The sequence below is a fragment of the Rhodocyclus gracilis genome (genome assembly GCF_009617575.1).
Classification (GTDB): domain Bacteria; phylum Pseudomonadota; class Gammaproteobacteria; order Burkholderiales; family Rhodocyclaceae; genus Rhodocyclus; species Rhodocyclus gracilis.
In genome coordinates, this window is sequence record NZ_WIXJ01000015.1 from 16141 (window position 1) to 28128 (window position 11988).

General features: G+C 66.2%; 10 protein-coding genes. All 10 read right to left on the bottom strand.

Translation table 11 applies throughout. The features are described from left to right. Nucleotides 1-68: 68 nt before the first annotated feature. Entirely contained in the window at nt 69-557 is a 489-nt protein-coding gene (gene ybeY / locus GHK24_RS13095; protein WP_153473332.1) for an rRNA maturation RNase YbeY, read from the bottom strand. Beyond that, nucleotides 544-1572: a PhoH family protein gene (locus tag GHK24_RS13100; protein ID WP_340666193.1), complete on the bottom strand. Its 1029-nt coding sequence runs from the start codon at nt 1570-1572 to the stop codon at nt 544-546. Before GHK24_RS13100 ends, ybeY begins: the two co-directional genes overlap by 14 nt. Next, on the bottom strand, nt 1569-2948 hold the full coding sequence (gene miaB / locus GHK24_RS13105) for a tRNA (N6-isopentenyl adenosine(37)-C2)-methylthiotransferase MiaB (RefSeq protein ID WP_153473333.1): 1380 nt from the start codon (nt 2946-2948) through the stop codon (nt 1569-1571). Before miaB ends, GHK24_RS13100 begins: the two co-directional genes overlap by 4 nt. A gap of 210 nt (nt 2949-3158) precedes the next feature. Continuing rightward, the gene (locus tag GHK24_RS13110) at nt 3159-3464 is read right to left on the bottom strand and encodes a DUF2325 domain-containing protein (RefSeq protein ID WP_153473334.1); all 306 of its coding nucleotides are present in this window, start codon (nt 3462-3464) and stop codon (nt 3159-3161) included. Nucleotides 3465-3908: 444 nt separating this feature from the next. Continuing rightward, a complete protein-coding gene (locus GHK24_RS13115; RefSeq protein WP_153473335.1) occupies nt 3909-4805 on the bottom strand; it encodes a polyprenyl synthetase family protein in 897 nt (298 codons plus the stop codon). A 99-nt stretch (nt 4806-4904) separates the two neighbouring features. Then, nucleotides 4905-5969, bottom strand: coding sequence for a phytoene/squalene synthase family protein (locus GHK24_RS13120; RefSeq protein WP_153473336.1), 1065 nt, complete (start codon nt 5967-5969; stop codon nt 4905-4907). Then, a complete protein-coding gene (locus GHK24_RS13125; RefSeq protein ID WP_153473337.1) occupies nt 5950-7473 on the bottom strand; it encodes a phytoene desaturase in 1524 nt (507 codons plus the stop codon). The genes GHK24_RS13120 and GHK24_RS13125 overlap by 20 nt, the downstream gene beginning before the upstream one ends. A gap of 207 nt (nt 7474-7680) precedes the next feature. Next, the gene (gene bchO / locus GHK24_RS13130) at nt 7681-8571 is read right to left on the bottom strand and encodes an alpha/beta fold hydrolase BchO (protein ID WP_153473338.1); all 891 of its coding nucleotides are present in this window, start codon (nt 8569-8571) and stop codon (nt 7681-7683) included. A gap of 20 nt (nt 8572-8591) precedes the next feature. After that, on the bottom strand, nt 8592-10433 hold the full coding sequence (locus GHK24_RS13135) for a magnesium chelatase subunit D (protein ID WP_340666194.1): 1842 nt from the start codon (nt 10431-10433) through the stop codon (nt 8592-8594). Further along, nucleotides 10430-11464, bottom strand: coding sequence for a magnesium chelatase ATPase subunit I (bchI, locus tag GHK24_RS13140; RefSeq protein ID WP_153473339.1), 1035 nt, complete (start codon nt 11462-11464; stop codon nt 10430-10432). The genes GHK24_RS13135 and bchI overlap by 4 nt, the downstream gene beginning before the upstream one ends. Between the last annotated feature and the right edge of the window lie 524 nt (nt 11465-11988).

Genomic DNA, 11988 nt, shown 5'->3' on the forward strand with positions numbered 1-11988 from the left:
GCGCCAGCGGCGCAAAGAAGGAGGCGAAAGCGGCGCGCTTCGCCAAGGCAGAGAGCGCCGCTTGCGCATCATTCCTCCCCGTCAAGCGGGGCGGTGCTGAGCGCGTAAGGATCGGAAAAACCGAGAGCCGCCATCACCTCGCGCTCGTGCTGCTCCATGATATCGGCCTCGTCGTCGCTGATTTCATGATCATAACCAAGCAGATGCAGAATACCATGCACACAAAGGTGGGCGTAATGCGCAGTCAGTGTTTTGCCCTGCTCCACCGCCTCGCGCGCCGCGACCTCGGCGCAGACGACGAGATCGCCGCACACCACCGGCTCCTGCTCGTACGGAAACGACAGCACATTGGTCGCGTAATCGCGGCCGCGGTAGTCGTGGTTGAGTTGCCGCCCTTCTTCGGGATCGACGAAGCGCACGACGATACGACCGCCACGCCCCCCATCGACGTCGAGCGCCGCGCGCACCCAGCTCCGTACGAGGGGACGGGAAGGTAGCTCCGCCGCGTTACAGGCGTATTGCACTGACAGATTGAGGCGGCGACTAACGCGCTCCATGCGTATCTCCTGAACGTCGATGCGAGGCTTGCTCAAGGGCAGTGTCGTGCGCCTCGTAGGCCGCGACAATGCGCGCTACCAGAGGGTGACGGACGACATCTTCCTTGAGGAATTCGCTGAAGGCGATGCCGCGCACATTGGCGAGAATGGCGCGGGCTTCGACCAGCCCGCTCTTCTGCCCGCGCGCCAGATCAATCTGCGTGACGTCGCCAGTGATCACGGCGCGCGTGCCGATGCCGATGCGCGTCAGGAACATCTTCATCTGCTCGGGCGTCGTGTTTTGCGCCTCATCGAGAATGATGAACGCGTGGTTGATCGTGCGGCCACGCATGTAGGCGAGCGGCGCGATCTCGATGGCGCCGCGCTCAAAGAGCTTGCCGACACGCTCGAAGCCCATCAGGTCGTAGAGCGCGTCGTAGAGCGGACGCAGATACGGGTCGATCTTCTGCGTCAGATCGCCGGGCAGGAAGCCGAGCCGTTCGCCTGCTTCGACTGCCGGACGCGTCAGCACGATGCGGCTCACCAGCTCGCGCTCGAAGGCATCGACAGCCGAAGCGACAGCCAGATAGGTCTTGCCGGTGCCGGCCGGGCCGATGCCGAAAGTGATGTCGTGCTCGGCAATCGCCTTCAGGTAGTCGACCTGACGCGGCGTTCGCCCGTGCAGCTCGGTCTTTTTCGTGATCAGTACCGGCACAGCACCGCCCGCCGCCGTGCTGAGATGGCGCACCGGGCGATTGAGGATTTCGATCAGGCCAAGCTGGATGTCGTCGAGCGACAGCGACTCCTTGGCCTGCGCGTAGAAATACTCCAGCGCATCGGCCGCACGATCGCTGGCCGCCGCCTCGCCTCGCACGGTGAAGCGCTCACCGCGGCGCACGATCGTCACATCCAGTGCGGTTTCGATCTGCCGCAGATTCTCGTCCAGCGCGCCGCAAAGGTTAGCCAGCTGGTGATTGTCGAGGGGCGACAAGGTGAGGTCGCGCACTCCGGGCGCACTGCGCGCCGGCGCGCTCACGAGGTCGCCTCGCGCTCTGCGCTGTCACGCGTGACGATTTCGCCACGCAACGAGTGCGGCAGGGCGGCGGTGATGCGCACGTCGACGAAGCGTCCGATCAGCCGCGACTGGCCGACAAAATTGACGATGCGGTTGTTGTCGGTGCGCGCCGCCAGCTCGTGCGCGTCTTTTTTCGAGACGCCTTCGACGAGGACGCGCTGGACGCTGCCGACCATCGACTGCGACACGGCCTGCGCCAGTTCGTCGATGCGTTTTTGCAGACGTGCCAGCCGCGCACTCTTGACCTCGGGCGGCGTGTCATCGACCAGATCGGCCGCCGGCGTGCCCGGCCGCGAGCTATAGATGAAGGAAAACGAGGCGTCGAACCCGACCTCGTCGATCAGGCGCATCGTCTTTTCGAAATCTTCTTCGGTCTCGCCGGGGAAGCCGACGATGAAATCCGACGACAAGGACAGATCGGGCCGCGCCGCCCGCAGACGCCGCACGAGGCTCTTGTATTCGAGCGCCGTGTAGCCGCGCTTCATCGCCGCCAGCACGCGGTCCGAACCGGACTGCACCGGCAGATGGAGGTGCGAGACGAGCTTCGGTACGCGTGCATAGACATCGATCAGACGCGCCGACAACTCGCGCGGATGCGAGGTGGTGTAGCGGATGCGCTCGATGCCCGGAATCTCGGCAATGATCTCGATGAGCATCGCCAGATCCGCCAGCTCTCCCTCTCCCCCCTCCTCGCCGGCGCCCGACGACAGCGCGCCACGATAGGCATTGACGTTCTGCCCGAGCAGCGTCACCTCGCCCACGCCCTGCGCCGCCAGACCGGCGACCTCCGTGAGCACGTCATCGACGGGCCGCGATACTTCCTGTCCGCGCGTGAAGGGCACGATACAGAACGTACAGAATTTGCTGCAGCCCTCCATGATCGAGACGAAGGCCGAGGCGCCATTGACGCTCGCCGGCGGCAGATGATCGAATTTCTCGATCTCCGGGAACGAGACATCCACCTGCGCACGCCCCAGCCGACGCCGCTCGGCGAGCAACTGCGGCAGGCGATGCAGCGTTTGCGGGCCGAAGACGACGTCCACATACGGCGCCCGGGCGACGATGGCATCGCCTTCCTGGCTCGCCACACAGCCGCCGACACCGATGATCAGATCCGGCCGTTCGAGTTTCAGCAGACGCATCCGGCCAAGATCGTGAAACACCCGCTCCTGCGCCTTTTCGCGTACCGAGCAGGTGTTGAACAGCACGATATCGGCGTCTTCGGGCGAATCCGTGCGGACGATGTCTTCGGATGCAGCGAGTACGTCGGCCATTTTGTCCGAGTCGTACTCGTTCATCTGGCACCCGAAGGTGCGGATGAACAGTTTTCTGGTCATTGCGTCTTTCGCGGGGTCAACAAGAATCGGTCGCCGCGATCAGGACGCGCGGCACGCACGGCCGCCGCCCGACACCCGCCGGGGGAACGCCAGCCGACGCCAGCACACACCAGGTGCCAGCGACGGGACGGAATCGGGAAAGGCGCCTGAAGCGCCGGGGGCGACACGCATGCGCGCATTATAGACAAGCGCGCTGGCCAACTGGGACTCTCAGTCGGCGAGGCGCTCGCGCAGATTTTGCAACTCGGCCTGCCAGCCAATGTCGGAACGGCGCAGATAGACGACCGGCACGCCCAGATCGTCGGCCTGCCGACGCACATGCAACATCAGCGAATGGCTGAGGTGGCGACACACAAAGACAATGACGCGGGTCCCCGCCGATACGGAACGACGCGAATAGCCCGGCTTGCGCCCCGGCCAGTGTTCGACGCGCAGCGCACCGGGCGCGGGCGCCACTTTCTCCAGCTCTTCACGAATGGCATGAACCCGGTCGCCGCCCACTATCAAGGCATTCATTCTGGATCCTTACGAACTGCCCGGCGAAAGTGCCGGAACGGGCGGCCCGGAACGGCGCCCGACGCAAGGCAAGCCTACTGAGGCCGGCGGTAACGATCCAATATCAAATCCCGAATAGCTTATTCAGGCGCCGGCCACGCCTCGGACGAAGACGCGCAGCGCGGCTCAGCGCCGGCACGAAAAGCCGGGCACGCCGCAGCGAAACACCAGCGTGTCGAACAGAAAACTACAACGCAGGAAGCCCGACGCGATACCTAGAAGATAAGGAGCCAGACGAGCCAGAACCGGCCTCGACGCGCCGCGCACGCGGCGACGTGACACAAAAAAAACGCCCGCAATCACCAACGGTGAATGCGGGCGCGGGCGACAGAAGCGGCGGCTTGACGCAGCGAGGGCTCGCCACTAATGCGCCGCACTGCTGCGCGCCACTACGACACGCGGCGATCAGGCGGCAGCGCGCTTGGCCAGCGAAGCCGGCAGGAAACGCTGCGTCTGCATTTCGATCACTGCGCGCAGGCCGGCGGCGCCGCTGCATTCGGGGATCGAGGCAATCGCTTCGGCGATGAGCTTGTTGAGGTGCGCAATCGCGCCGTCGAGGCCCATTTCGCGGGCAGCGCTGGGGCGGCCAAGAATGGCGTCACGGCCCACCGGCTTGCCGAGCTCTGCCTCATCGGAGGCGACGTCACGAATGTCGTCGGCGACTTGATAGGCCTCACCGAGCTTCTCGCCCAGCGTGCGCCACGGCCCCGGTTCGGCACCGGCTGCGGCGGCACCCGCCATCGTCGCCGCCGCGAACAGCGCACCGGTTTTGGCGCGCTGGTATTCGGCGAGCGGCGCCACGGGTTCGCATTCCCACGCCTGTCCGGCGATGATGCCCGCCGGGCAGCCGGCACCACGGCCGAGAATGGTGATGAGGGCGGCAAGGCGGTGTGGCGCAGCGGCGCAACCGCGCACCAGCGTTTCGAACGCCAGGACAATCAGCGCGTCGCCGACGAGCACGGCCAGCCGTTCGCCAAAGGCGCTGTGCAGGGACGCTTTGCCACGGCGGATCGGCGCGTCGTCGAAGCACGGCAGATCGTCGTGCACCAGCGAGCCGCAGTGCAGCAGTTCGATGGCCGCCGCCGCCGAATCGGCGATCGCCGGGTGCTCTTCGCTACAGGCGCAGGCGACGGCCAGCGTCAATTGCGGACGCAGACGCGCACCGCCGGGGAAAACCGCATAGCGCAAAGCCGCTGCCAGGCGCGACGGGCAGCCGGCGCCGCTGGCTTGCGCCACGCTCGCCGTCAGGGTTTGCTCAATCGCCGTCGATAAGGTCTGCTCGATCCGCTTCACCGCATCCATCTGTTACTCTCCATCGCTTCGTTGTCCTGCGCGCGGCGGCTGCCGCCCGCGTTGATTCTGTCGCGAACCGCCGGCAATTTCACCGGCAACCGCTCCCCCTCAGGCGCCGCTTCGGTTACCCAGCACACGGTCACGCCGTTCCAGACGGTCGACCAGCGTCAGGGTGCGGGCCGCGCTGTCGGCGAAATCCCACCAATGCGGCGGTCGCGGCGCCGAGGCGGGCGGACGCGTCATGGCCACGGCGTCAACCAGGAAAGCCGTCGCCGCCAAGGGTGGTGTTGCATCACGATGCCCTTTTTGTGTCGATGCCGCCAGCGCCGCCGCCAAGCCGCGCAATTTGCGCGATAGCGGCGTTACGGCACGGCGCGACACCGAGTCGCCACCGTTACGTTCGACCTCGCGGCCGATCTCGGCATAAATCCGCGCCGCCGCGTGAATGCCCGGCCGGCAGGCCAGCGGCAAACCCGACACGCCGGCGCCGGAGCGCGCGTACAAGGCGTCGGCCTCACGCAGCAGGCCGGCGACGACACGACCGATGCGCTCGTCAAAATGCGGGTTGGCCAGCCACGCATCGGGATCGATCCCCTGCTCGCGCATCCAGGCCAGCGGCAAATAGAGTCGTCCGGCGCGCGCATCCTCGCCGACGTCACGGGCGATGTTGGTCAACTGCATGGCGACGCCGAGATCGCAGGCGCGGGCGATCACATCCGCATCACGCACGCCCATCAGCAGCGTCATCATCGCGCCGACGGTACCGGCGACGCGCGCGCCATAGCCGTGCAGGTCTTCGATGGTCTCGTAGCGCCGGCTAAAGGCATCCCACTCGAAACCTTCGAGCAGGGCTTCCGGCAGGGTGCGGGGAATGCCGTATTTGAACGCGACACCGGCAAAGGCGCGGTCGGCAGGATGATCGTCCGGCGCGCCGGCATAGATGGCATCGAGGCGGCGACGCAGGCCGGCAAGCGCAGCGTGACGCTCTTCTGGCGCGCAGTCATCGACGGCATCGTCGGCGACGCGGCAGAACGCGTAGAGGGCGGCGGCGGCACCGCGCATGCGGCGCGGCAGAACGAGAGAGGCCGCAAAAAAACTATGTGAGCCGCCGCGCAGCAAACGGGCGCAGGCGGCGGCGTCGTCCGGCAAGGGATCAGCGGAAGGTCGCAGCATCAGGAACCACCGTATCGAGAACGCGTGCCGACGAGATGACGCCCGGAAGACCTGCGCCCGGATGCGTGCCGGCCCCCACAAGATAAAGATTCTCGACATCCTCGCTCTTGTTGTGCGGACGGAACCACGCACTCTGCGTCAAGGCCGGCTCCAGGCCGAAAGCCGCGCCGTGGATCGACAACAGGCGATTCTGGAAATCGAGCGGCGTCGTCATCAGCGAGGTGACGACGTTGTCTTCGAGGTCGGGCAGGATGGTGTCCGACAGGTATTTGGCGATCTTCCTGCGATACGGCTCGGCCTGCGTCGTCCAGTCGACGCCTGACTGCAAGTGCGGCACCGGCGAGAGCACGTAGAAGCTGTCGCAGCCTTCCGGCGCCATTGACGGATCGGTCGCGGTCGGGCGGTAGAGGTAGAGGCTGAAGTCCTCGGCCAGCACCTTGCGCTCGAAGATGTCGTAGACGAGTTCCTTGTAGCGCGGCCCGAACAGGATGGTGTGATGCTTCACATCCTCGTAGCGCTTTTTCGTACCGAAGTACCAGACGAAGAGGCTCATCGAGTAACGCGCGCGGTCGAGCTTTGCATCGGTCCAGGTGCGGCGCACCGAGGCGGGAACGAGGTTGCGGTAGGTCCAGGCGGAATCGGCGTTGGAGACAACGATATCGGCGGCAATCAACTCGCCGGACTTCAGGCGGACGCCCGTTGCGCGCTTGCCGTCGAGCGTGATCTGTTCGACTTCGGTCTTATAGCGGATGGTGCTGCCCTGCCCTTCGATCAGGCCGACCAGCCCCTTGACCAGACTGCCCGTGCCGCCCATGGCGAAATGCACGCCCCAGCGCCGTTCGAGGTAGGCGATCATGCTGTAGACCGCCGTCACCTTGAAGGGATTACCGCCGACGAAGAGCGGGTGGAAGCTCTGCGCGATGCGCAGACGCGGATCGGTCAGATACTTTGCCGCCATGCCATAGACGCTGCGCCAGCATTGCAGGCGCATCAGGTCCGGCGCCACGCGCATCATGTCGGAGAAGTCGTTGAAGGGCTTGTGCGCCAGCTCTTCGAAGCCGATGCGGTACGTCTCTTCGCTGTGCTTGATGAACTGCTCGAGGCCTTCGACATCCGCCGGATTGAAACGGGCGATCTGCCGCGCCATGTCTGCCGCGTCACCGTTGTAATCGAGCGTCGAGCCGTCGTCGTAGCGCAGGCGGTAGAAGGGATCCATCGGCCGCAGGTCGATGTCGTCCGACATTTTCTTGCCGCACAGCGACCACAGTTCCTCGAAGAGGAAGGGAATGGTGATGATCGTCGGGCCGGCGTCGAAGGTGAAACCGTCCTTGTGATGCACATACCCGCGACCACCAGGGGCATCGAGCCGCTCCAGCATGGTGACGCGAAAACCGCGCGCGCCAAGTCGAATCGCCGCTGCCAATCCGCCGTAACCGGTACCGATGATGACTGCGTGCGGCCGGGAATCTGCCGCGCGCGGAGCTGTTGCCTGTAGTTCGCTCAAAGCCTGTACCTTTATGTGTTCTGACCGATGCCGCCCGCCGATGCGCCGCGAGTCTATCACAGGGCAGCGCGACACCGACAGCCGCCCCGCGCCCTGCCAACGCCGGCTCAGTGGCGCGTAAATACGCTCACAAATCCTTCGCCCATCCGTTTAATTCGGACTTGCTGCCGGCGCTTATTCCTCTCGCCCCCAGACCAACTCTCACCCTCAAGAGGGCGGCAATACGCCAGCCGCTCGCGCCACGTCGACAATCAATGCCGCGACGCCCTGCGGGTCTTCTTCGTGTGCCAGGTGCCCGAGGTCAGGCAAGCGCCGCACACTCGCCTGCCGCAGGCGAGCGGCGACACGCTCCGCCTGTGCGGGCGGCACCGTTCGGTCGGCCGAGCCGACAACGAGGGTCAGGGGCGTCGGCAAGGATGGCAGAGCCTCTTCGAGCACCGACAGATCCCAGTTGGCCATCATGCCGATGGCAGCCGCCACATGCCCCGCATTGCGCACCAGAGTCCCGTAGCAACGCTCGCCGTCAGCATCGATATGCGAGCCGGTGCTGGCCAGCAACTGCGCCAGCAATGCCGGATTGCGTGCACGCCAGGCGACGAAGCGTGGCATCAGCGGCAGGGCCGCAAAAAGGCGCGCCATCGGCAAATACAGATGCCCAGGTACACCCGTCAGCGGCAACAGGGCGCCGTTCAGGCTGATCAACGCTTGCGGGGCGATGCGTCGATCAAGGCACATGCGCGCCAGAATGGCGGCCCCCGCCGAATGACCGACGACGACACGGGGCGACGCCCCCAGAGTGTCGAGCAGTTCCGCCAGCGCGTTCGCCATGAATGGCAGGGAAAGTCGTGCATGGGCGGGCAGACCGGTGAAGCCATGACCCGGCAGATCAAGCGCCAGCACCGAAAAATTCTGCGCCAGCAGCGGCGCCAGCGCACGCCACGAGTGCGTCGAGGCGCCCGTGCCGTGCACCAAGAGCAACAGCGGGCCGGCGCCCATCTGCTGCACATGCCAGCGCATGCCAGCCGCACTGACAAAGCGGCTGGCCGCCCGGTTGGGCCAGTCGCGCCCTGCCTCAGCCCAATCGAGACGGTCGCTCATGATCGTCCCGGCCGCTCGCCTCAGGCCGTCCGGGCGGGCGGCGAGGCTGCGCGAATCGTCTTCGAGATGCCGCTCGCGTCCGCGTACGGCAGCGGCAGGTACAGCGCGTCCATCTCGCGGGCGATTTTCTGCGCCTGCGGATGCGGCTGCGCCGAGGTATCCACGAACAGGGCCGTGAAGTTCTCCATGCGCAAGGCACGCGCCGCCGTCAGCGCATCCTGCTCGGCCTGCGCGCGCCCACCCTTGCCGTCACGGCCAATGTTGGCACGGCCATCGGTCAGGAAGACCAGCAGGGGCGTTTCGCCACGCCGGCGCACCGCATCAGCCAAACTCGCCGCCGCATCGATGCCGGCGGCCAGCGGCGTGCCACCGCCCCCCGGCAGTCCGGACAGCGAACGCTTGGCACGCACCAGCGAACGCGTCGGCGGCAACAGCAAATCGGCGCCCTGACCACGAAAAGCAATCAGCGCCACGCGGTCACGCCGCACGTAGCAATCGGCCAGCAGCAACTCGACGGCGCCTTTGGCCTCGGCGAGCCGATGCAGCGCCGCCGAGCCGGAAGCATCGACAACGAAGATCGACGTCGTTTGCGCGCGCTGCTTGAAACGCGTGACCCGAAAGTCGTCCTGTCGCACCTGTACGCGCGGCCCGCTGGCCGCCGCAATCGCCTCGTCGAGACCTTTTTCGCGCGCACTCGCCAGCATTTCGCGGCGGCGCAACGGCTGCCAGGGCGCCGCATTGCGCAGGGTTTCGACAACATTCAGGCGCGCCCCGGCTTCCGGCATGCCACGCCGCACGCCCACCGGGCGGCCGCGTGCGCCGCCGGCGCGGGCCACCCCCGTCCGCCCCGGTGGGGAACTGCGCGAACGCATGAACTGCGCCGCGCGCAGCTGCGCCAGGAGGCCGGCCGGCATCGCCGACAAGGCTGCTGCGAGCACCACGTCGTCGAGTGGTTTTTCCACTTCGGGTGGCGGCTTTTCTTCGTCGTCGTCGTTGTTTTCGGGTGGCTGCTCCGGCGGTTCTTCGTCGGCAGGCGGCTCCTCCGGCGGCACTTCTTCCGGTGGCACCTCTTCGTCGGCGGGCATCTCGGGAATCTGCGTGGCACGCGGTACCAGCACGAGGCGCACGGCGATCGAAGCGTCGTCCTCATTGACCTCATCGCGCCCGTCCAGCGCCGCCGACGCGCGCGCAACGCGCACCGCGAGCAAGGTCGGACGCAGCGAGGCGACCCCCAAAGCCGCGCCGGCACCACAGATGGCCTCGACGAATTTGTCGCCCACCGAGACTTTTGCCAGCTGCACACGGGCGGCGGCGACTTCCTCGCGGGTCGGTGCCATCTCCTCGGTATCGCGCACACTGACATCCGTCAGGACGATGTGAAAGCCCAGTCGGTCGAGTAACGAGACTGGCGGACGTTCCTCCTCACTGGCACCTTCGTCGAGGACGATGACGCCGAAACGTGTCGGCAGGCGCATCGCCAGGCCGTCGCGCTCAAGCACCACCTCGCCGTTGTCGATCACGGCCGACAGGCGCGCCGCCGTGGACGGCGTCAAACGCTCGCCCATCGCCATGACGGCGATACCGCCGTTCACGTCCGCGAGAACACCGCGCTCGGCCACCGGACGCCCTGTTTGCAGCGTCGCCGCCAGATCGAGCCCGCCGAGCAGTCGCCCGTCGGCGATGTGCAACGGCACGCGGCGAACCGGCGCTTCAGTCGGCAGAAGTCCGGTCAACAGGGTCATCCAGCGGTCGCGCACTGGCCCGGCCAGCGCGCGCACGGAGATGCCACCGATGCCCGGCGGATCAATCGCGAAGAGCGAGGCGGCGAGGACCGCTTCGCCCCATTGGGCCGCCGCGCTCACGCGCCGAAAAGCTCCGTGATCGCGCGTTCGACGCGCGTCGTCGATCCCGCGTCGTCAAGCGGATTGCGCCGCAGACGATGGCGCAAGGCCGAGGGGGCGACACGCTTGAGATGCTCGTCGGTCACTTCCTTGTCACCGTCGAGAGCGGCCAGGGCGCGCGCCGTGCGCATCAGCGTCAGCTCGCCGCGCAGACCGTCGGTGCCGAGCTTGATACACAACTGTGCCGCACGTTCGAGGATATTGTCGGGCACCTGCACTTCCGGCAGACGCTCACGACCGGCGACGATCTGCCGACGCACCCGCGCGTTTTCTTTTTGCCACTTCTCGGTGAAGCCCTCGGGATCGTGCTCGAAAGCATCGCGGCGACGCACGACTTCGATGCGCGTCTTGATGTCGGTCGGCGTTTTCACTTCGACCGAGAGGCCGAAACGGTCCAGCAACTGCGGCCGCAGCTCGCCTTCTTCCGGGTTGCCCGAACCGACCAGCACGAAACGCGCCGGGTGACGCACGGACAATCCTTCGCGTTCGACGACGTTTTCGCCAGACGCGGCGACGTCGAGCAGCACGTCGACGAGGTGGTCTTCGAGGAGGTTGACTTCGTCGATGTACAGGAAGCCGCGGTGAGCGCGGGCGAGAAGTCCCGGCTCGAAGGCCTTGACGCCTTGCGCCAGCGCGCGCTCAAGGTCGAGCGCGCCAACCACACGGTCTTCCGTCGCGCCCAGCGGCATGTCGACGACGGGGACGGGCGCTTTGACTTTTTTCTTGGCGGCCTTCGGCTTGTCGCCGGCGGCGCAAATTTCGCAGATCGAGTTAAGCGTTGGCGCGTCCGGATCGCAGTTGTAGCGACAGCCGGCGATTACGTGCATCGGCGGCAAGAGCGATGCCAGCGAACGTACCGCCGTCGACTTGCCGGTACCCCGGTCGCCGAACACGAGAACGCCACCAATCGCCGGATCAACCGCTGCGATCATCAGCGCTTTTTTCATTTCGTCCTGGCCGACGATCGCGGCGTACGGATACGCAAAACCCATGCTTACACCCCTTGGCGTGCGGCCAGCGCCGCACCGAAAAACGAAGTCGACCGGAGGGTCTTCTTCCGTGTCAAAACAAAACCGGAGGTCGTCATCAGGCGACCACCGGGGAGATCAAGGCAGGCGCAACACAAAACAACTCCGCATCCGGCACAGGGGCCCGATGTCGTCGAAAGCTCTGGTCGCATGTGAATAAATTGATGGCCTGTCACTGGGGGTAACGGTCGTCACGCGCTGCGTGCACCGGACACCCTCGCACGTGGCGCGTGTACCGATACCGCCACCGTGCCCGCACCTCGAGAAGATACGCCGACTGCCGCGTGGTTCGCGGCGGATTCTACCCTGCGACTCGATGGCGTGGAATACCTTGCCGCAAACCGGCGAGCGGCGTGCGCCGGACGCTGACCAGCACTTGCCGTGCCGATCTGACTGCCCTGCCCCTTGCCGGAAGGCGTGCTTGCCCGGAGGGCGGTGCGGGCTGCTGGCTGGTAGCTGTCGGGGAGGGCGCCCCGGATGGCGTGCGG